We start from the raw sequence: 19,192 nt of genomic DNA, 5'->3' as shown, positions 1-19,192 counted from the left end.
CCGTGCATGAGTAGCCGAAACAGCGGTCTTAAGCCCATAGGCGCGGTAATAGGCGACTCTGGCGGGCTACTGGAACGCCTTGAAAATATCAGGAAGCGGAACAGTGACCGAACTCCGGCTGCTGAACGCGGTAGACCGTCTAACGTCTCGACCGTGCATGAACAGATGGAAAGGGCAAAAGAGCGGGACAAAGCGTTGTCACTTGTCCGCAAGCCTCCACAAGGCGACGCTCAGCCAGATTTTTTTGCGCCCAGCCTTTATGACGTGGGCGGCCGCGACAATCGCAGCGTCATGGATGTGGCCGTGTTCCGTTTATCCAAGAAGGACAAGCGAGCCGGAGAACTGATCCGCTACGACCTGCCGGATGGATACGTGGAAGTGTCCGCAGGAGCGCACGGAATGGCCTCCATTTGGGACTACGACATTGTGCTGATGATGGTGTCTCACTTGACCGAAGCTATGAACCGCTATCGAGAAGGAAAGGGTGGCAAGCCGGGGAGAGTGTTTCGGCTGCATGTTAGCGACATCCTCAGATTTGCCCGACGTGGTAACGGTAGTAGTCAGGTTAAGGGAGTGGAAGCCGCGCTAGATCGGTTGCGGGGTACTACCATCAAGACAGTGCGCGAAAGCGGCAAGTTTCGGACAACCGAAGCCGAGGGGCTGATCGCGCGCTATCGTGTTCTGTCACGCACGGACACCAAGAAGATAAGTTCTGTCGAGATTGAAGCCCCGGAGTGGATTTATCGAGAAGTCACCGAGGGCAAGCGGCCGGAGGTACTTACAGTACACCGGGACTACTTTCTGATCGAGCCGGGCATAGGACGCTTTATCTACCGACTGGCTCGCCGTGCCGCAGGCAGGGATAGCGCTAAATGGGCTTTCAAGACCCTTTACGAACGCAGTGGAAGCGGTGGCTCGTTCAAAAAATTCTGTTTCTTCCTTCGCGGGATCATCAAAGCCGATGACCTGCCTGAATATGCCTTGTGCGAAGAAGCGGGGAAGGATGGCCCTCTACTGGTCATGAGGCACCGCAATTCCTCGTCGGAACCGCTGGGCGGTTCCTAATAGACGGTGAGTGAGATCGCAAAAGAGCCCCGTTGCGGGCTTTTTTCATTTTGATTGACGGACAGTTGGCGGACAAAGTGGGAACAACCCGCCACGCTGTGGATAGAGTGTCTATTAGGAACCTGAAACCGTCTATTAGGAACCGTTTCGCCGTCTATTGGGAACCGGTATCCGTCTATTAGGAACCGGCATCGCGCGTAATCCATTGAATTAAAAGATTAAATTTCCTTCTTTTTACGCTAAATCTTTTAAAACTATATATAAAACTGTTTAAAACCCTTTTGCCTGTGCATAAGTCGATGGCCCCCATCCGTTAGTTCGGAACTCCTATTCGTGCGAAATCGCGCCACGATCCAAAAGCGTGGCCCCTTGCGGGGTTCCCACCGCTTCGCGGCAGCTCCCCTCCCTCATGAAAGGCGTTCGCTCCGCCCCAAGGCGCTGGCCGAGCTTGCTGCCGTGGGTTGGAGGCTGGACGAGTACGCTAAGGGCAAAGGAGAAACGGGCGACCCAAGGCATCCGACCGTAACGCCGCTCCCCCCCTGTTTAACGGCACCCCACCCCCTGTTTAACGGCACCCGGCCGGTTTCTGAAAACCCAGCAACGGCGGGCGTTTGCGGGCCGTTCGCAAATTCCATCTAAGATTCTCTAAGAATCCCCAGCATGCGCGCTAAGTGCCGCGCCTTGATGGCGCAGCTCCTAGCTTGCTGCTCTTGGTCGGCCTACGGCCGTTGGGCACCAAAAAAGGTAGGGCGGGCCTGCCGTCGCCGACGCGGCTAGTTCCGTGGATTACCCACCGGTCGCAGCACCTGGTCGAGCCGTTGAAACCAGCAAAAAGACGCTCAGGCACCAAAAAGGGAAGGGCAGGGCCAAAATCGACATAAGGCCTCTTACGGCCTGCGAAAGCGTCCAAAATCCCTCCTGTATGGGCCGTGGAGGCGTTTTTTCAGTGTCGGAATGTTGTTGTGACTGTCATGTGTGAAAACTTCTCACAGAGCGATACAGGCCGTTATTGCGGTGTGTAATAGACGGAGATGCTGCGGCAGGAAAACAAAACCCCGCACTCAGGCGGGGTTGTGGGTGATGGAACTGGCTGTGCGCGTCAGCGATTGATGACCCTGCGTCGCTGCCGTTCTTCCTCTTCCATCTGAAGGATGGCCATTCTCACACGCTCTACCAATACCACCTGATTCTTGCTGCCGAAAAGTGGCATGCGATTAAGCATACCCATGCGGCCGTAGAAATGCGCAGCGGCAGGCAGAGCCAATCGGTTCACCCGATGCTGTAGTGCCGTGTACTGCTTATCCAGTGCATCGAGCTGCGGGCCAAAGCCTTTGCGTCGGAGCCATTGGCCAAGCGCCCACATACCAATACCGAGAACAAAAAAGCCGCCGAGCATCATCAGGCCAAAAAATACATCGTTCATCATGATTACGCCTCCGATTGAGAGTTAACGCCAGAATCCATGCCGGGCACATTGAGCGCGCCGACATTTCCGGTCCTAGCTGTGTCCGATGTCGGACGAATAATGTTGGATTCCGCTTGTGTAGTCGGCTCTGCGCCGTCGTCAGGTGTTGGACTGTCGCCGCCGGGGACGGGAGGGGGAGACCCGGTGCCCCCGAGCGAAAGCCCGTGGGAGCTTTCCATACCGGGTACGCTGATAGCGCCCAGCACGCCAAGCGCCCGTGTGGCCACCTCGGCGCCCTGCGCAACAACCTTGCCGTTGCCGCCGGTCCCTTCTTTTGGTGTCATCTGCCGTTGCTGAGCGACGGCCTGCTGATCCGTATCGTCGTCACCGCCCTTGGCCGCTCTTCCGGCCTGTTTGGCGGCTTGTTTCAAGCCGCTGCCTGCTTCTTGGCTAGCTGGCGAAGCGGCCGCCGACACTGGATTCGCCGATCCTGACGCGGCACCACCCCCGACGCGAGAACCTGCGGCCTTTGCGGCCGCACCGCTGCCCCATCCTGTGCTTGCGCCAATTCCAGCGCTGCTGACGCCCGTCGCACCACCGATGCCCCCTGCGGTACTGCCGCCTGCCATGCTGGCGTTCAGTGCGGAGGCCAGTCCACCACCCGCGGCACTGGCAGCGCCTCCGCCAGTTCCTGCGGCCCCTAGTGCTCCTGCGGCCGGGGCTGCTGCCCCTGCTGTTGCAACAGTAGCGACTGCGGCCGCCGCACCGGCTGCACCGGCTGCGGCCATGCCCCCAATTGCAGAGCCGCCGCCCATCGACGTGCCGCTAATCATGCCGCCGATCAGTTCAGGGATGGTTTTGGTCAGGTAGGCGCACACCAAAGACAGGCCGACCAAGGTCATCAACGACGCTTCGTCGTTGGTGTAGGCTGCCGACCATTCTGCGGAAACCTGCATGATCAGACCCACAATCAGAGTCAGGACAAACAGCTTGGCACCTACCGCAACGGCATAGCGAATGGGAGCCAGTGCATATTCGCGTGTCCATTGAGAGCCACCGAAACCCATAAACAGGACGGCGGCATTGATGATGACGTAGGCCTCTACCAGCGTCACGAACACCAGAGCCGCTATAAACGTAAAACACATCAGGACGATCAATGCAGATACGGCCACCACAACCGATGTGATTGGGCTGAACATCGAAACACCGGCCGTCAGCACCTGCCGTGAAAAGTCCACAGCAGTTGAGAACATATCCCCCGGCATCAGCTCCGCACTACCCAACCCTGCCGCGTGCGCCCCGGCCTGCCGGAAGCTGTTGACGATGGCCCCGCCCCACTCGGTCGCGTGATCGAGCATCGCATAGAAGAACCCTATCACGAGGATGAATTTCACCAGTTCATGGAGGATGTCGCCCAGTTCAGCCCCGCGCATGACCAAAGGAGCAAAAGTCCAAACTAACTGGATGACGGCAAGGCATCCCAAGAGCCACAAGGCGTAATCATGCAGGCGCGGTGCCCATTGGTTTGAAGCGTTCTGAATCAGCCGCAGAAGGCTGTTCATAGACGTGTTGCTCTGCGCCAAATCGACCCCGGCAGCCATCGCACTAGTTGCGGATAGCAAGAGCACCGCGCCGACAAGTGCGTAAACGGTTGAACGTCGCATAGTCAGAACCCCTCAGACGGGCCGCGAGTGTTTGGGCGGCTGCGGAATTGGTCATCCTGATGGCCATTGCCGACCGCTGCGCATTCCGGCGCGGCGGCGTTCGTGACGACCACGGCCGTCAGTGCCGACCCACCAAGGGCCGAGACGAGACAGAGGGCGGCAATCAGCGCCTTAGAAATCATCATGGTTAGAACCCCTCAGACGGGCCGCGTGTATTTTCACGGCTGCGGAATTGCTGTTCGGAGGCATCGCTAACGGACTGTCGTTCGTTTTGCTGCGCCATGTAGTTGCCTTGCAGGGTGATCTGTGTGGCCACCAGATCGCGCAGCTTCTGGAGCTGCTGCACGTTCTGCGCCGCAATCTCGTTCCCTGCTTGAATGGCCTGCTGGCGACCAACGGCCGACTGTGAACGGCTTACCAACTGGTCCAGCATCGCGTTCTCATCCTCGAATGTGCTGGTATTCACGCCAGCGGCCTGCATGGCCGTGCGGGCGTTATCGAAGCCGGATTGTGCCCAGTCCCGATAGCGCTGCGGCATGTTGTTTTGCCCTTGGCCAATCGAGTTCAGATAGCTGTCATAGCCCTTGAACTGCTGGCGAAACTGTTCGTCCAGATTGCTGATGTTGCGGCCGAGCGACTGCGCCGAGTTGTAGACGCTGGCCACGCGCTGGAGGTCGCCAGTGATGGTGTTGAACATGCGGCTGGGCAGTGACATGCCCTGCTTAATCATGTTGTCGTACTGCTGGATCTGCGTCTGCAACTGCTGCGCGGTGTTCAGTTGCGTATTCACCGCTTCGGCGTATTCGTACATCTGCTGATAGAACGTAGAGCAGTTCGAGCAGTAGATGGCATAGGCCGGAGCCGGTGCCATGTAGAGACTTACACCAAGGCCTGCGCTCGCCATTGCTAGAGCGAGCGCCGCGCCTCGACCGAATTTTCGGGCGGCATAAGCCGACGCTTTTTGCGATTCCATTTCCATACCGAATACCTCATTCTGTCATCGTCCGAGGTTTGATTATTGACCGATATGGAGCGGTTTTAAATATGCGGATAATCTTGTATCCGCATAGAATTCAATGATTTATGTCCGTAAACTGTCCGTCAATCTTCACGAGATTGTTTCTCAACGCTATGATTTTGATCGCGTTTTTCTTGACGCGTGAAAGGGGCTCGGCTGTCCGGTTTGATACGTTTTGCGGACAAAAAAAGCCCACCGAAGTGAGCTTTTGATAAGGCGGTGCGCGGCGTCAGTGGGCAGCGTAATAGGGATTCTGTGCGCGATAAAGGTCACGCTCCGGTTCAGGGATGTGTAGCGTTTCAAGGTGCCAATCTTCAAGTGAAGAAGCCAGCTCGGCCGCTATGCGCTGGGCTTCCATAACGCTCTTGCTAGGCCGTCCACTGGCTCGACCGAGGCAGGCTTGCAGTTCGTTGAGTTGATTGGCCAATGCGCTGATGCGGTGAGCTGTCTTCATGATCAATTCCCCTTGCTAATCCTTTCCACGATTTTGTCGAATTCTTCTCGGACTTGATCGTCCGTAAGCTCAAGATTAACCAATCCTGACTTTATTGCAATTCTTCCGATTCTTTCGGCTGCCTCATTGTCGAGTTTTGCCAATCTGGCTTTCGCCATTTCAAGCTCCGAAAGGGCATCAGAACGGCGCTCTGCGAGGGTTTTTCGTGCCATGATTACTCCGTTGTTTCTTGATGATCGAGTTTCGAAAAAAGCGCGTAAACGGAGGCTATGTTCTCACCCGGGTCGAGCAATTTACAAGACTTAGATTTGGCTGGCCTAGCTGATGGCCTCTCAAAGCCCCCTCCTTTTGGTGTCAGTACGTCCTTGATGCTCATGAACTCAGTCGGAAACGCGTTTTTATGCGAATGTATGCGATTCTATGCGATTAGAAGAATTGATTAATGCGATGCTACGCGAGTGTATGCGAATTAGCGCGAATGTACGCGATTACGCCATATTTTACTGGCGATTCTGCTCCAGTCGCATAGAATCGCAGAGAGGTAGCAGGCAGGATGTGTGTTGTACCGGTACGGGCAAGCCCGCACCAGTCCAACACCGCCCCTTACTCACCTGCGGTTCGACGGCATCCTGCTCTGCGAGGCTGACGGTCGCTGCCGCGACAAAGGAGCCACGGGCACCAAAAAGGAGGCGCAAGCCGGGCAAGACAACGACACCAATCCGCGCCATCGGGCGCGATGGAAAAGGGGCACTGATGAGTGACGAAGAACAGAAACCGAAAGGGAAGGGCCGAGGAACCCGACCCCGAGGCCAACGAATAGAGGTATGGGTGAACAACGACGAAAAGGCCGAGCTGGCCGACCGGGCTGCTCAGTCCGGTTTGTCGTTGTCCGCCTACATGAAAGCGGCCGGACTGAACGCGCCTATCCGGGCAAGGGCTGACCTGTCAGCCGTGGCCGATCTTGTGCGAGTGAATGGCGACCTTGGCCGGGTGGCCGGGTTGTTGAAATTGTGGCTTGCGGAGAAGCGTGGGCAGAGTGCCCGGTCTATGGACATTGAGAAGGTAATGATCGAATTTAGAGCCTTGCAGGCTTCTATCAGAGAGAAAATGAGCGCTATAGTTGTGTCTCGGAAATGAGCTGATCATAGGAGATAGGTTGCTAATTCTATCTGTCACTTTTATCTGTTAGAGCACAACTGAAGGCAAAGAGGCGAGCGTTTTTCATAAAGTGAGTGTTTATATGGGGGGGAGTGTGAGTAATTATTTTAACGACAGTCCAATTGAGAGGCGAGAAGAAGATCTATACGGTGTGACCTCTTTTTCAGAGGCTCTCGCAAAAAGTATATTAAATATTAAGGATCCGATTGGAACAACAATTGCTTTAAATGGAGCATGGGGGTCAGGCAAAAGCAGTACAGTTAATCTTATTAGAGCGGAGCTTTCGGAAGCAAAAGATTCCCATTTGATTGTCACTGAGTTTAAATGTTGGTGGTATAGAGGAGAAGAGGCCCTGGCGCTCGCCTTTCTTCAACAATTAAACTCTGTTTTGGGTGAACAATTTGGTGACAAAACTCGTAAATTAGTTCGAAAATTGGGTCGCGGCATTCTCCAAGCCGGTCCTGTTATAGGCCCCGCAATTGCATTAACTCCGGTAGGTTGGTTGTCTGGGTTAGTCGGCGGCTTGTTTGATGTAGCGAAGCGGTTGTTTCCAGATGAAGAGCCCCTAGAGACAGTGTTTCGAGAGCTGTCAAAAGTACTTGAGGCAGAGAATCGACGATTCCTCGTCATAATTGATGACATGGATCGTCTATCTTCGGAGGAGGCACTTGCTATATTTCGTCTTATTAAGTCAGTAGGACGATTGCCGAATGTGATGTATCTTGTTGTTTTTGACAGGCAACTAGCAGATAAAGCGATTAACGAAAAATATCCGTCAGAAGGGCCGCATTTTTTAGAAAAGATAATACAGGCCGGTTTTGAGCTACCAATGCCAGTGTCGACTGACTTAAACAATGCGGTACTCGCTTCCATTGATGAGATTTGCGGAGCTCCCAGCGAAGATCAGCTAGTGCGCTTCATGAATGTATTCTATGATGTCGTTGCTCCATACATATCTGATCTGACAAAAGATAAATTGCACAAAGGGTTGCAGACTGGCATTAATCTCAAAGATGCGAAAGTTGAGGGGTGGCCGTATGAACTTTCACTGATGTGTTTGCGTGGCGACCCCGAACAATTATCGAATACAGTGCGTGAGGATGTTTTTTTGTCAGCCGTTCAAGATTCGTTACTTTGGCGCAATTTAGAAGATAAAAATCCGCCGGCTAAAGTTATACGAGCTGCGTTGGCCAAAGCGCCTCTAATGCCTGATATATCCTCATCAATATTGCACATGTGGCAAGCGTTAGAAAACATCATACGAATTCAGTCAGAGATTACGTATCGCACGTCGTTATTACTGGCTGAGTTGTGCGCACCAATTCAGCCCCGTTCGTTAACCTACGACACGGCAAAAAAGAGTTACGGAGACCGCAGTAAGATCGCACACGGTTCAAGTTCATCTGTGGATATTTTTCAATGGATGCGGGCTTGGGGGCTATTGCAAAAGACATGTCAGGCAATTTTGCTACGGGGCGGAATCCCGTCTGCAGATGAACTGACTAGAGAGCTTTTGGCACACTAGCGCTTTGTATAACTTCAACGAGGAGGACGGCACCAATGAAGGGCAGATCGCATGATGCGGCGATGGCCGAGCACTTCCGCGCTGATCCTACCTATGCAGCGGAGCTGCTGGCCGAAGTCCGCCGCGACGGCAATCCGGCCGAGTTGGCCATTCTGTTGCGGCAGATGGCCAAGGCCTCGGCAGGTGATGAAAGGTCGGATGACACCGATACAAAGCGCGCTCTACCTCTCTGATTTGAGCATGGTATTTTTCATGGTTCGGCAAATAGGTATGGTATCAATATGCTGATTTATATGGTTGTTTTCAGGTAATTTACAATTGAGTGGGAATGATCGGCTTGCGCCGATGAGAGGAAAGGGCAGCTTCGGCTGCCCTTTTCGTTTGCTCCGGATCAGCAAAGAGGCAGTTGCACGGAGCGATGGCTCGCCTTCGCGGCTGGGAAATGAGAAAATCTATCATTTTCCAGCCGCAGTACCCGCGAAGGTGAAGGCTCCATGACATTTACCCGTAGACAAGTGCTCGGCGGCCTCGCCGGGCTGGCGGTGGTCGGCCTCGGCGCCGGCGGCGCGCGCCTCTGGCTGGCGCGTCCGCAGGTGGCGCAGGAGTACGACTACGAACTGATCGCCGCGCCGCTGGACCTGGAGATCGTCCCGGGCTTCAGCAGTCCGGCGCTGGCCTATGGCGGCCAGTGCCCCGGCGTGGAGTTGCGGGCGAAGCAGGGCGAGTGGCTGCGGGTGCGCTTCACCAACAGGCTGGACGAACCGACCACCATCCACTGGCACGGCATCCGCCTGCCGATCGAGATGGACGGCGTGCCGTACATTTCCCAGCCGCCGGTGCAGCCGGGCGAGAGCTTCATCTACCAGTTCAAGACCCAGGACGCCGGCAGCTACTGGTACCACCCGCACCTGATGAGCAGCGAGCAGCTCGGCCGTGGGCTGGTCGGCCCGCTGATCATCGAGGAGCGCGAACCCACCGGGTTCCGCCACGAGAAGGTTCTCTGCCTGAAGACCTGGCATGTGGACGAGCAGGGCGCCTTCACCCCCTTCAGCGTGCCGCGACAGGCCGCGCGCGAAGGCACCCGCGGGCGCTATTCGACGATCAACGGCAAGCATGTGCCGACCATCGACCTGCCGGCCGGGCAGATCGTCCGGGTGCGCCTGCTGAACGTCGACAATACCGTCACCTACCGTCTCAACCTGCCCAACGGCGAGGCGAGGATCTATGCCATCGATGGCCATCCGGTGGAACCGCGCGGCTTCGAGGGGCAGTACTGGATCGGCCCCGGGATGCGCCTGGAGTTGGCGCTGAAGGTGCCGGAAGCGGGCACCGAGCTGTCCCTGCGCGACGGGCCGGTACGCCTGGCGACGATCCGCAGCGTGGCCAGCGCCGAGGCACCTGCCGGCGACTGGCCGGAGCCGTTGCCGGCGAATCCGGTGAGCGAACCGGACCTGGCCAATGCCGAGAAGATCGGTTTCCGTTTCGAGTGGGTCGGGGCGATGTCCGATACCAGCGGCAAGAATCCCTATCCGTCGTTCTGGCAGATCAACGGCAAGGCCTGGGAAGGCGGCGAGGAGCACAAGCACAACGCGCCGCCGCTGGCCAAGCTAAAGGAAGGCCAGAGCTACATCTTCGAGCTGCGCAACATGGCGCAGTACCAGCACCCGATCCACCTGCATGGGATGGCCTTCAAGGTGCTGGATTCGGATCGCCGGGAGATCATCCCGTACTTCACCGACACCTACCTGCTGGGCAAGAACGAGACCGCCCGCGTCGCGCTGGTGGCGGACAATCCGGGCCTGTGGATGTTCCACTGCCACGTCATCGACCATATGGAGACCGGCCTGATGGGGACCATCGCGGTCGGCGAGGCCTGGTGCGGGTGACTAAGCTGATCCGTAACGGCAAGGGCTACCCGACGGTAAAAGGCGTGCGTCCGATCATCGATCGCAGCCGGGACCCGCATTTCATGCGCGAGGCCCTGGCAGAGGCGGAAAAGGCCGCGGCCCTCGGCGAAGTACCGGTGGGCGCGGTCCTGGTGCGCGAGGGCGAGATCATCGGGCGGGGCTTCAACCGGCCGATCAGCAGCCACGATCCCAGTGCCCACGCCGAAATGCTGGCGATCCGCATGGCAGCGGCGGAGGCGGGCAACTACCGGCTGCCAGGCAGCACCCTGTATGTGACCCTGGAACCTTGCAGCATGTGTTCCGGACTGCTGGTGCACGCACGCATTCAGCGCCTGGTGTACGGCACGGTCGAGCCCAAGTCGGGCGCAGTGGAAAGCCGTGGGCGATTCTTCGAGCAGGAGCATCTCAACCATAGGGTCATGGTCGAGGGCGGCGTGCTGGCGGAAGAATGCAGCCAGGCGCTCTCGGCGTTCTTCCGCGCGCGGCGCGAAGCGGCGAAGAAGCCTCGCGAAGACTGACGGATGTTTCTCTTTTCGAACGTTCAGGCTGAAACGTTAAAGCACGCCCTTGCGCCTTCCTCTCCTTGAAAATCCATCTGTATCAATTATTTATCCGGATATTTCGGACGATCGGCATAGGCGTAAAGTCGTAGTCGCCGCGCGCTTTCTTCATCGAATTGTGTGATATTTTGCACGGCCGCTTGAGCAAGCGGCCCGCAGGCAATGGCTTCAGGTGAGAGCGAGCCCGCCTGCGGATACCCCCGCCGGACCGCGCAGCAGAAAAGCGCGGCCGGTCCGGAGGCGTCCGCGATTCCCGGCCCTGCATTGTCCTCGAAGAAGGCCATCGGTACGGCGGTCCTGGCCGCCTCCCGCACAATGCCAATTCGAAATGCAGGGAGTTGTTGTCATGAGTGATACCCGGGTCCAGCAGTATCAGGATCACGCCGGGGCGGAAGCCGTCGATTCCTCGGGACTGGAGGTCAAGCGCCTGACGTTCCTCGAGGCGGTGGCGATGATCGTCGGAACCAACATCGGCGCAGGCGTGCTGTCCATGGCCTACGCCAGCCGCAAGGCCGGCTTCATGCCATTGCTGCTCTGGCTGGCGGTGGCCGGCCTGTTCACCACCATTTCCATGCTCTACGTCTCGGAAACCGCCCTGCGCACGCGCACCCACAACCAGTTGAGCGGCCTTGCCCAGCGCTATGTCGGCTCCTTCGGCGCCTGGGCGATCTTCCTGTCCGTGGCGGTCAACAGCATCGGCGCGCTGATCGCCTACATGAGCGGCAGCGGCAAGATCCTCAGCGCCTTCTTCGGTATCAGCCCGGCCCTGGGCAGCGTGCTGTTCTTCATTCCGGCCGCCGGCGTGCTGTACCTGGGGCTGAGCGCCATCGGCAAGGGCGAGAAGTTCATCAGCATCGGCATGGTCAGCATGATCCTGATCCTGGTGGCGGCCACCCTGCTCAACGACAACACCGAGTTCGCCCGTCTGCTCGACGGCGACTGGATCTACATGGTTCCGGTATTCAACATCGCGGTGTTCTGCTTCTCCGCCCAGTACATCGTCCCGGAGATGGCCCGTGGTTTCAGCCATGCACCGGAACGCCTGCCGAAGGCGGTGATCACCGGGATGCTGACCACCTTCGTCCTGCTCAGCATCGTGCCGCTCTCGGTGATCGCCCTGACCGGGCTGGAGAACCAGTCCGAAGTCGCCACCCTGGCCTGGGGCAAGGCGCTCGGCGAATGGGCCTTCTTCACCGCCAACACCTTCGCCCTGTGCGCCATGCTGACTTCCTACTGGGGCCTGGGCGGTAGCTTCCTGACCAACATCTTCGACAAGTTCCACAAGCTCGGTCCGGAGAACCGGCCGAAGACCCGCCTGCTGGTGCTGGCGATCGTCGCGCTACCGCCGTTCGTCCTGGCCTACAGCGGGCTGGTCGGCTTCGTCAACGCGCTGTACTTCGCCGGGGCCTTCAGCGGGGTGATTCTCTCGATCATGCCGATCCTGATGCTGCGCTCGGCGCGCAGGAACGGCGACTTCGAGCCGGCCTGGAAATGCGGCTGGATCGCCCATCCGGCGATCCAGGCGGTGATCGTGACGATCTACCTGGCCAGCGCCGCCTACGCCATTTGCAGCGCCATGAACCTGCTACCGGCCGGCTGGTAGGTCATCGCCGCCGGAAGAGGCCGCCATTGGGCGGCCTTTTTCATGGAGTTTATTTTATCCGGGTAATATTGTCGCTCTATTTATATCCGGGTATTATTCGGGCGTTCCATCCATGGGAGCCTGTCATGGCCAATGATCCACACATCCAATCCTTCACCTGCTTCGACGGCACGCGCCGGCTGCTGACGGCGGCGCTGCCGGAGGTCGCGCTGGCCTTGAAGCAAGCGGTCGCCGGCGGTGCTGCCGGGCCGCTGCTGGTGTTCGACAATGCCACCGGCCGTTCCGTCGATCTCGATATCCGTGGTTCCAGCGAGGACCTGCTGGCGCGCCTGGTCGTCGCAGGCGAGCGGCAACCGGCGGAGGAGGCCGCGCCGCGCGGGCGTGGGCGGCCGAAGCTGGGCGTGGTGGCGCGCGAGGTGACCTTGCTGCCGCGCCACTGGGAATGGCTCGCCGCACAACCCGGGGGCGCCTCGGTGGCGCTGCGCAAGCTGGTCGAGGAGGCGCGCCGCAGCCAGTCCGGGCGTGCGCGGCAGGCGCAGGAGCGCGCCTACCATTTCATGAATGCGATGGCCGGCGACCTGCCGGGCTTCGAGGAGGCGACGCGGGCGCTGTTCGCCGGGGATCGCGAGGGCTTCGCCGAGCGGATCGCCGGCTGGCCGACCGATGTGCGCGAGCACGCCGCCTGGCTGGCAAGCGACGGAGAATCCTGAGGGGAGGGGGCGGCTAGAGTTTCTCGTCGCCGCTGTCTTCTTCCGGGTGCGTCTTGTTCACGCCGGGCAGGTGCAACCCGCTCTCGGCGATCTGGCTGCCTTCCATCTGCGGCTGGGTCACCCAGGTGAGGATGTCGTAGTAGCGCCGCACGTTCTGTACGAAGTGCACGGTCTCGCCGCCGCGCGCATAGCCGTAGCGGGTCTTGGCGTACCACTGCTTCTGCGCCAGGCGCGGCAGCATCTTCTTCACGTCCAGCCACTTGTTCGGGTTGAGGCCTTCCTTCTCGGCCATCTTGCGCGCGTCTTCCAGGTGCGCGCCGCCGATGTTGTAGGCGGCCAGGGCGAACCAGCTGCGGTCCGGTTCCTTGATGCTCTCGGGCAGTTCGCTGCGGATCTGCACGAAATACTTGCTGCCGCCCTGGATGCTCTGCTTCGGGTCGAGCCGGTTGGAAACGCCCATCGCCTGGGCGGTCCGGTTGGTCAGCATCATCAGGCCGCGTACGCCGGTCTTGGAGGTGGCGCCGGGCTGCCACAGCGATTCCTGGTAGCCGATGGCGGCGAGCAGGCGCCAGTCGGTATCCAACTGCTTGCCGCTCTGCTTGAAGTGGCTTTCGTAGCGTGGCAGGCGTTGTTGCAGGTGCTGGGCGAAGGTGTAGGCGCCGACGTAGCCGAGTACGTCGACATGCCCGTAGTAACGATCCTTCAGGCGTTGCAGCAGGCCTTCCTTCTTGGCCTGGTCGAGGAACGCGTTGACCTCGTTCATCAGGCTGTCGTCGTCGCCCCCCGGCAAGGCCCAGGCCAGCCCGCGGGCTTCGCCGAAGTCGAAGGCGACGCGGACGTTGGGGAAGTACACCTGGTTCATCGCCAGTTCGTTGGAGTCGACCAGGGTCAGGTCGATGTCGCCGATGTCGACCATGCGCAACAGGTCGACCACTTCGACAGCATCGGACTCTTCGTACCTCAGTTCGGGATACTGCTTCTTCAGCTCGGCGAGCTGCTCCGCGTGGCTGCTGCCCTTGAGCACCATGATGCGCTTGCCGACCAGGTCTTCCGGGCGGGTCGGGCGCTGCTGGCCGTTGCGGTAGATGATCTGCGGGGTGACGTCGAGGTAGGTGTGCGAGTAGCGCACGCTGGCGTCGTCTTCGCGTCCCGGGGTCAGGCCGGCCGCGGCGAGCGCCGGGCCGCCCTCGCGGGAAAGCTGGGCATAGAGGTCGTCGAGGTTGTCGGCGGTCTCGATCTTCAGCTCGACGCCGAGACGTTCGGCGAAGCGCTTGGCCAGTTCGTATTCGAAGCCGGTTTCGCCGTTGCGGTCCTGGAAGTAGGTGGCCGGGCTGTTGCGGGTGATCACGCGCAGTACGCCCTCCTTCTGCACGCGCTCCAGGGCGGTAGGGGCTTTCGCCTCGCTACAGCCCGCAAGCAGCAGAAAGATGCCGGTCGCCAACAGCCAGGCGGCGCAACGTAAGCGGTACGCGGTCAGGGCAAACATCGGCGCAGTATACGCAAAGGCGAGACGGCGCCATATCTCGACAGCCGAGCCCTTCTCTGCTATCGCCGGGATACCGTTCGTCCGCCGTTTCGCTTGCCCCGTCGCAGAGCGCCGCGGCGCCGTTCTCGAAGTGCTTCGAAGCGAGTCGCCGCGGATCCGATGGAGGGCTATGCGATAGCCATCGGCGCGGGTGCCGCCGGACGGTGCTTTACGGTAGAATGCACGGCCTCTGCGGGCCGGCCCGGCCGGCCCCCACACCTTCCCGTCTCCAGAGGCTGTTCCGACAATGCTGATCCTGCGCGGCGCTCCCGCCCTTTCCGCTTTCCGCCACGGCAAACTGCTCGAGCAACTGACCCAGCACGTACCTGCCGTTACCGGGCTGTACGCTGAGTTCGCGCATTTCGCCGACGTCACCGGCGCGCTCACCGCCGACGAGGAGCAGGTGCTGGCGCGGCTGCTGAAATACGGCCCGAGCGTGCCGGTGCAGGAGCCTAGCGGCCGGCTGTTCCTGGTGGTGCCGCGCTTCGGCACCATCTCGCCGTGGTCGAGCAAGGCCTCCGACATCGCCCGCAACTGCGGCCTGGCGAAGATCGACCGGCTGGAGCGCGGCATTGCCTACTATGTGCAGGGCGAACTGTCCGAGAGCGACGCCCAGCAGGTCGCCGCCCGCCTGCATGACCGCATGACCCAACTGGTGCTGGACCGCCTGGAAGGCGCCGCCGAGCTGTTCAGCCATGCGCAGCCCCGCCCGCTCACCGCCGTCGACGTGCTTGGCGGCGGTCGCGCCGCGCTGGAGAAGGCCAACGTCGAGCTGGGCCTGGCCCTGGCCGAGGACGAGATCGACTACCTGCTGAAGAGCTTCGGCGAACTGGGGCGCAACCCGCACGACGTCGAGCTGATGATGTTCGCCCAGGCCAACTCCGAGCATTGCCGGCACAAGATCTTCAATGCCAGTTGGGACATCGACGGGCAGGCCCAGGACAAGAGCCTGTTCGGCATGATCAAGAACACCTACGAGATGAACCGCGAAGGCGTGCTGTCCGCATACAAGGACAACGCCGCGGTCATCGTCGGCCATGTCGCCGGGCGTTTCTTCCCCGATCCGCAGACCCGCGAATACGCCGCCAGCCGCGAGCCGGTACAGATCCTGATGAAGGTGGAGACCCACAACCACCCGACCGCCATCGCGCCGTTCCCCGGTGCCTCCACCGGTTCCGGCGGCGAGATCCGCGACGAGGGCGCCACCGGCCGCGGCGCCAAGCCGAAGGCCGGCCTGACCGGCTTCACCGTGTCCAACCTGCTGATCCCCGGTTTCGAACAGCCCTGGGAAGTGCCCTACGGCAAGCCCGAGCGCATCGTCACCGCGCTGGACATCATGGTCGAGGGCCCGCTGGGCGGCGCCGCGTTCAACAACGAGTTCGGCCGTCCGGCACTGACCGGCTACTTCCGTACCTTCGAGCAGAAGATCGCTACCCCTCACGGCGAGGAAGTGCGCGGCTACCACAAGCCGATCATGCTCGCCGGCGGCATGGGCAACATTCGCGACGAACACGTGCAGAAGGGCGAGATCAGCGTCGGCGCCAAGCTCATCGTCCTTGGCGGCCCGGCCATGCTGATCGGCCTGGGCGGCGGCGCCGCCTCTTCGATGGCCACCGGCGCCAGCTCCGCCGACCTCGACTTCGCCTCGGTGCAGCGCGACAACCCGGAAATGGAGCGACGTTGCCAGGAGGTGATCGACCGCTGCTGGCAGCTCGGCGAGCGCAACCCGATCAGCTTCATCCATGACGTCGGTGCCGGCGGCCTGTCCAACGCCCTGCCGGAACTGATCAACGACGGCGGCCGCGGCGGTCGCTTCGAGCTGCGCGCGGTGCCCAACGACGAGCCGGGCATGAGCCCGCTGGAAATCTGGTGCAACGAGTCGCAGGAGCGCTACGTGCTGTCGGTGGACGCCGCCGACTTCGAGACCTTCAAGGCCATCTGCGAGCGCGAGCGCTGCCCGTTCGCGGTGGTCGGCGAGGCCATCGAGCAGCGCCAGCTGACCGTCGCCGACAGCCATTTCGACAACAAGCCGGTGGACATGCCGCTGGAAGTCCTGCTCGGCAAGGCGCCGCGCATGCACCGCGCGGTCACCCGCGAGGCCGAGCTGGGCGACGATTTCGACGCCGCCGGGCTGGAGCTGCAGGAAAGCGTCGAGCGCGTCCTGCGCCATCCCGCCGTGGCCAGCAAGAGCTTCCTGATCACCATCGGCGACCGCACCATCACCGGGCTGGTGGCCCGCGACCAGATGGTCGGGCCCTGGCAGGTGCCGGTGGCCGACTGCGCCGTCACCGCCACCAGCTTCGACGTCTACACCGGCGAGGCCATGGCGATGGGCGAACGTACCCCACTGGCGCTGCTGGACGCCCCGGCTTCCGGACGCATGGCCATCGGCGAGACGGTCACCAACCTGGCGGCCGCGCGTATCGGCAAGCTGTCCGACATCAAGCTTTCCGCCAACTGGATGGCCGCCGCCGGCCACCCCGGCGAGGATGCGCGCCTGTATGACACGGTCAAGGCCGTGGGCATGGAACTGTGCCCGGAACTGGGCATTACCATCCCGGTGGGCAAGGACTCGATGTCCATGAAGACCCGCTGGCAGGACAATGGCGAGGACAAGAGCGTCACTTCTCCGGTCTCGCTGATCGTCACCGGCTTCGCCCCGGTCGCCGACGTGCGCCAGAGCCTGACCCCGCAACTGCGCCTGGACAAGGGCGAGACCGACCTGATCCTGATCGATCTCGGCCGCGGCAAGAACCGTCTCGGCGGCTCGATCCTGGCCCAGGTCCACGGCAAGCTCGGCCGCGCCGTACCGGACGTCGACGACGCCGAGGACCTGAAAGCCTTCTTCGCGGTGATCCAGGGGCTCAATGCCGACGGCCATATCCTCGCCTACCACGATCGTTCCGACGGCGGCCTGATCACCAGCGTGCTGGAGATGGCCTTCGCCGGTCACTGCGGCGTCGAGCTGAACCTCGATGCCCTGGCCGATAGCCGCGAAGAGTTGGCGGCCGTGTTGTTCAGCGAGGAACTGGGCGCGGTGATCCAGGTTCGCGAGGGCGCCACTCCGGAAGTCCTCGCGCAGTTCAGCGCCGCCGGTCTCGACGACTGCGTGGCGGTGATCGGCCAGCCGGTCAATGGCTACGAGATCAACCTGAACTACAACGGCGAGACCGTATACAGCGCCCAGCGCCGCATCCTGCAACGCATCTGGAGCGAGACCAGCTACCAGATCCAGCGTCTGCGCGACAACGCCGACTGCGCCGAGCAGGAGTTCGACGCGCTGCTGGACGAAGACAACCCCGGGCTGTCGATCAAGCTCAGCTATGACGTCAACGACGACATCGCCGCGCCCTACATCAAGAAGGGCGTGCGGCCGAAAGTGGCGATCCTCCGCGAGCAGGGCGTCAACGGCCAGGTGGAGATGGCCGCGGCGTTCGACCGCGCCGGCTTCGCCGCGATCGACGTGCACATGAGCGACATCCTCGCCGGGCGGGTCGACCTGGACGCCTTCAAGGGCCTGGTGGCCTGCGGTGGCTTCTCCTACGGCGACGTGCTCGGCGCCGGCGAGGGCTGGGCCAAGTCGATCCTCTTCAACGCCCGCGCCCGCGACGGCTTCCAGGCCTTCTTCGCGCGCAAGGACAGCTTCGCCCTCGGCGTCTGCAACGGCTGCCAGATGATGTCCAACCTGCACGAGCTGATTCCCGGCACCGAGTTCTGGCCGCATTTCGTGCGCAACCGTTCCGAGCAGTTCGAGGCGCGGGTGGCGATGGTCCAGGTGCAGGAGTCGTCGTCGATCTTCCTGCAGGGCATGGCCGGGTCTCGCCTGCCGATCGCCATCGCCCATGGCGAAGGCCATGCGGAGTTCGAGTCGGAGGAAGCGTTGCTCGAGGCCGACCTGTCCGGCTGCGTGTCGCTGCGCTTCGTCGACAACCACGGCAAGGTCACCGAAGCCTACCCGGCCAACCCCAACGGGTCGCCGCGCGGCATCACCGGCCTGAGCAGCCGCGACGGCCGGGTCACCATCATGATGCCGCACCCCGAGCGGGTGTTCCGCGCCGTGCAGAATTCCTGGCGTCCGGACGACTGGCAGGAAGACGGCGGCTGGCTGCGCATGTTCCGCAACGCCCGGGTCTGGGTGGACTGATCCGGCATGGCGGGCGATGCGGACTCCAGCTCTTCGCCCGACCTTCTTCCCGAGGTTCGCCGGGTCTCTCCCGGCGACACCTTGCGGCTCTGTACCTGCGGGGCTTCGGCTTCGCTTCCCGATTGTCCCGCCGACTGCCGCAATGGCCTGACGCTCCACGCGACCCGCGAGCGCCTGTTGCTGTTGTGCCGCTGCGGGCGCTCCGCCGACCTGCCGTATTGCGACGGCAGCCATGCGTCTTCCGCCTCCGGGCTGAAGGCCAGGTGGCGGCGTTTCCGCGGCTGAACGTAAATCTGTGAACGCCCGCACGAAGGTGTTGTGACGAGCGAACAAATGTTGCGCTTATCTGTCGTAAAGGCAGCGCCAAATATTCATCATGTCAAGGCAAAGTGCCATTATTTGGCGTCGGCAGTCGCACAACCACCGACCGCCTCGTGCAGCATTCGATTCG

Annotated in this window: 18 protein-coding genes; 10 read left to right on the top strand and 8 right to left on the bottom strand. The window is 60.9% G+C overall.

Going from position 1 to position 19,192, the window contains the following annotated elements; all coding sequences use genetic code 11:
* Positions 1 to 6: 6 nt before the first annotated feature.
* The gene (locus HMPREF2886_RS26795) at positions 7 to 1,065 is read left to right on the top strand and encodes a replication initiator protein A (RefSeq protein ID WP_021577798.1); all 1,059 of its coding nucleotides are present in this window, start codon (positions 7 to 9) and stop codon (positions 1,063 to 1,065) included.
* A gap of 1,099 nt (positions 1,066 to 2,164) precedes the next feature.
* Here the strand turns inward: HMPREF2886_RS26795 and HMPREF2886_RS26790 are convergent.
* The 6 genes from HMPREF2886_RS26790 to HMPREF2886_RS33860 all read right to left on the bottom strand — a co-directional run bounded on the left by HMPREF2886_RS26790 (position 2,165) and on the right by HMPREF2886_RS33860 (position 5,821).
* The gene (locus HMPREF2886_RS26790) at positions 2,165 to 2,491 is read right to left on the bottom strand and encodes a hypothetical protein (RefSeq protein WP_032422808.1); all 327 of its coding nucleotides are present in this window, start codon (positions 2,489 to 2,491) and stop codon (positions 2,165 to 2,167) included.
* A 2-nt stretch (positions 2,492 to 2,493) separates the two neighbouring features.
* Positions 2,494 to 4,137 carry a P-type conjugative transfer protein TrbL gene (gene trbL, locus HMPREF2886_RS26785; protein WP_053263295.1) on the bottom strand — a complete coding sequence of 548 codons (1,644 nt, stop codon included), beginning with the start codon at positions 4,135 to 4,137 and terminating at the stop codon, positions 2,494 to 2,496.
* Positions 4,138 to 4,139: 2 nt separating this feature from the next.
* Positions 4,140 to 4,322, bottom strand: a complete 183-nt coding sequence (locus tag HMPREF2886_RS26780) for a hypothetical protein (RefSeq protein ID WP_004690111.1) — start codon at positions 4,320 to 4,322, stop codon at positions 4,140 to 4,142.
* A gap of 2 nt (positions 4,323 to 4,324) precedes the next feature.
* On the bottom strand, positions 4,325 to 5,116 hold the full coding sequence (gene trbJ, locus HMPREF2886_RS26775; RefSeq protein ID WP_070748707.1) for a P-type conjugative transfer protein TrbJ: 792 nt from the start codon (positions 5,114 to 5,116) through the stop codon (positions 4,325 to 4,327).
* 268 nt (positions 5,117 to 5,384) lie between these two features.
* The gene (locus HMPREF2886_RS33865) at positions 5,385 to 5,609 is read right to left on the bottom strand and encodes a hypothetical protein (protein ID WP_016943284.1); all 225 of its coding nucleotides are present in this window, start codon (positions 5,607 to 5,609) and stop codon (positions 5,385 to 5,387) included.
* Positions 5,610 to 5,611: 2 nt separating this feature from the next.
* The gene (locus tag HMPREF2886_RS33860; RefSeq protein WP_000101767.1) at positions 5,612 to 5,821 is read right to left on the bottom strand and encodes a TraC family protein; all 210 of its coding nucleotides are present in this window, start codon (positions 5,819 to 5,821) and stop codon (positions 5,612 to 5,614) included.
* A gap of 541 nt (positions 5,822 to 6,362) precedes the next feature.
* Between HMPREF2886_RS33860 and HMPREF2886_RS26770 the strand changes: the two genes are divergently transcribed.
* From HMPREF2886_RS26770 to tadA, 5 genes are all read left to right on the top strand, one after another.
* Positions 6,363 to 6,746 (top strand): plasmid mobilization protein, encoded by a 384-nt coding sequence (locus HMPREF2886_RS26770; RefSeq protein WP_032422801.1) that lies wholly within the window; start codon positions 6,363 to 6,365, stop codon positions 6,744 to 6,746.
* A gap of 115 nt (positions 6,747 to 6,861) precedes the next feature.
* Positions 6,862 to 8,292, top strand: coding sequence for a P-loop NTPase fold protein (locus tag HMPREF2886_RS35100; protein WP_256562581.1), 1,431 nt, complete (start codon positions 6,862 to 6,864; stop codon positions 8,290 to 8,292).
* Between the two features lie 35 nt (positions 8,293 to 8,327).
* Positions 8,328 to 8,525 (top strand): hypothetical protein, encoded by a 198-nt coding sequence (locus HMPREF2886_RS26765; RefSeq protein ID WP_001749826.1) that lies wholly within the window; start codon positions 8,328 to 8,330, stop codon positions 8,523 to 8,525.
* 261 nt (positions 8,526 to 8,786) lie between these two features.
* Positions 8,787 to 10,178 carry a multicopper oxidase family protein gene (locus HMPREF2886_RS26760; protein ID WP_039027523.1) on the top strand — a complete coding sequence of 464 codons (1,392 nt, stop codon included), beginning with the start codon at positions 8,787 to 8,789 and terminating at the stop codon, positions 10,176 to 10,178.
* Positions 10,169 to 10,717 (top strand): tRNA adenosine(34) deaminase TadA, encoded by a 549-nt coding sequence (gene tadA / locus HMPREF2886_RS26755; protein ID WP_073648786.1) that lies wholly within the window; start codon positions 10,169 to 10,171, stop codon positions 10,715 to 10,717. Before HMPREF2886_RS26760 ends, tadA begins: the two co-directional genes overlap by 10 nt.
* Positions 10,718 to 10,803: 86 nt before the next feature.
* Here tadA and HMPREF2886_RS33850 read toward each other — a convergent pair whose 3' ends face one another.
* Positions 10,804 to 11,043 (bottom strand): hypothetical protein, encoded by a 240-nt coding sequence (locus HMPREF2886_RS33850; protein WP_153574653.1) that lies wholly within the window; start codon positions 11,041 to 11,043, stop codon positions 10,804 to 10,806.
* Between the two features lie 62 nt (positions 11,044 to 11,105).
* On the opposite strand from HMPREF2886_RS33850, the gene HMPREF2886_RS26750 reads away from it, so the two are divergent.
* Positions 11,106 to 12,362 carry an aromatic amino acid transport family protein gene (locus tag HMPREF2886_RS26750; protein ID WP_003105913.1) on the top strand — a complete coding sequence of 419 codons (1,257 nt, stop codon included), beginning with the start codon at positions 11,106 to 11,108 and terminating at the stop codon, positions 12,360 to 12,362.
* A gap of 125 nt (positions 12,363 to 12,487) precedes the next feature.
* Positions 12,488 to 13,072, top strand: a complete 585-nt coding sequence (locus HMPREF2886_RS26745; RefSeq protein ID WP_033969909.1) for a DUF2239 family protein — start codon at positions 12,488 to 12,490, stop codon at positions 13,070 to 13,072.
* A 13-nt stretch (positions 13,073 to 13,085) separates the two neighbouring features.
* On the opposite strand, the gene mltF is transcribed toward HMPREF2886_RS26745, so the two are convergent.
* A complete protein-coding gene (mltF, locus tag HMPREF2886_RS26740) occupies positions 13,086 to 14,558 on the bottom strand; it encodes a membrane-bound lytic murein transglycosylase MltF (protein WP_070748705.1) in 1,473 nt (490 codons plus the stop codon).
* A gap of 286 nt (positions 14,559 to 14,844) precedes the next feature.
* On the opposite strand from mltF, the gene purL reads away from it, so the two are divergent.
* Positions 14,845 to 18,741 (top strand): phosphoribosylformylglycinamidine synthase, encoded by a 3,897-nt coding sequence (gene purL / locus HMPREF2886_RS26735; RefSeq protein WP_033975756.1) that lies wholly within the window; start codon positions 14,845 to 14,847, stop codon positions 18,739 to 18,741.
* A 6-nt stretch (positions 18,742 to 18,747) separates the two neighbouring features.
* Positions 18,748 to 19,026, top strand: coding sequence for a CDGSH iron-sulfur domain-containing protein (locus HMPREF2886_RS33845; protein WP_071546757.1), 279 nt, complete (start codon positions 18,748 to 18,750; stop codon positions 19,024 to 19,026).
* Positions 19,027 to 19,192: the final 166 nt, after the last annotated feature.

The organism is Pseudomonas sp. HMSC066A08 (assembly GCF_001813025.1).
Classification (GTDB): Bacteria; Pseudomonadota; Gammaproteobacteria; order Pseudomonadales; family Pseudomonadaceae; genus Pseudomonas; species Pseudomonas aeruginosa.
Note: the sequence above shows the minus strand (reverse complement) of the source record. Positions and strands in the feature narration are given on the sequence as shown.

Excerpts from the sequence above, each read along its gene's own strand:
- HMPREF2886_RS33860 (WP_000101767.1), bottom strand. The coding sequence starts at position 5,821 with ATGGCACGAAAAACCCTCGCAGAGCGCCGTTCTGATGCCCTTTCGGAG.
- HMPREF2886_RS26780 (WP_004690111.1), bottom strand. The coding sequence starts at position 4,322 with ATGATGATTTCTAAGGCGCTGATTGCCGCCCTCTGTCTCGTCTCGGCC.
- HMPREF2886_RS26745 (WP_033969909.1), top strand. The coding sequence starts at position 12,488 with ATGGCCAATGATCCACACATCCAATCCTTCACCTGCTTCGACGGCACG.
- HMPREF2886_RS26750 (WP_003105913.1), top strand. The coding sequence starts at position 11,106 with ATGAGTGATACCCGGGTCCAGCAGTATCAGGATCACGCCGGGGCGGAA.
- trbL (WP_053263295.1), bottom strand. The coding sequence starts at position 4,137 with ATGCGACGTTCAACCGTTTACGCACTTGTCGGCGCGGTGCTCTTGCTA.
- HMPREF2886_RS26795 (WP_021577798.1), top strand. The coding sequence starts at position 7 with ATGAGTAGCCGAAACAGCGGTCTTAAGCCCATAGGCGCGGTAATAGGC.
- HMPREF2886_RS33865 (WP_016943284.1), bottom strand. The coding sequence starts at position 5,609 with ATGAAGACAGCTCACCGCATCAGCGCATTGGCCAATCAACTCAACGAA.
- mltF (WP_070748705.1), bottom strand. The coding sequence starts at position 14,558 with ATGTTTGCCCTGACCGCGTACCGCTTACGTTGCGCCGCCTGGCTGTTG.
- HMPREF2886_RS26760 (WP_039027523.1), top strand. The coding sequence starts at position 8,787 with ATGACATTTACCCGTAGACAAGTGCTCGGCGGCCTCGCCGGGCTGGCG.
- purL (WP_033975756.1), top strand. The coding sequence starts at position 14,845 with ATGCTGATCCTGCGCGGCGCTCCCGCCCTTTCCGCTTTCCGCCACGGC.
- trbJ (WP_070748707.1), bottom strand. The coding sequence starts at position 5,116 with ATGGAAATGGAATCGCAAAAAGCGTCGGCTTATGCCGCCCGAAAATTC.
- HMPREF2886_RS26770 (WP_032422801.1), top strand. The coding sequence starts at position 6,363 with ATGAGTGACGAAGAACAGAAACCGAAAGGGAAGGGCCGAGGAACCCGA.
- HMPREF2886_RS26765 (WP_001749826.1), top strand. The coding sequence starts at position 8,328 with ATGAAGGGCAGATCGCATGATGCGGCGATGGCCGAGCACTTCCGCGCT.
- HMPREF2886_RS26790 (WP_032422808.1), bottom strand. The coding sequence starts at position 2,491 with ATGATGAACGATGTATTTTTTGGCCTGATGATGCTCGGCGGCTTTTTT.
- HMPREF2886_RS33845 (WP_071546757.1), top strand. The coding sequence starts at position 18,748 with ATGGCGGGCGATGCGGACTCCAGCTCTTCGCCCGACCTTCTTCCCGAG.
- HMPREF2886_RS33850 (WP_153574653.1), bottom strand. The coding sequence starts at position 11,043 with ATGGCCTTCTTCGAGGACAATGCAGGGCCGGGAATCGCGGACGCCTCC.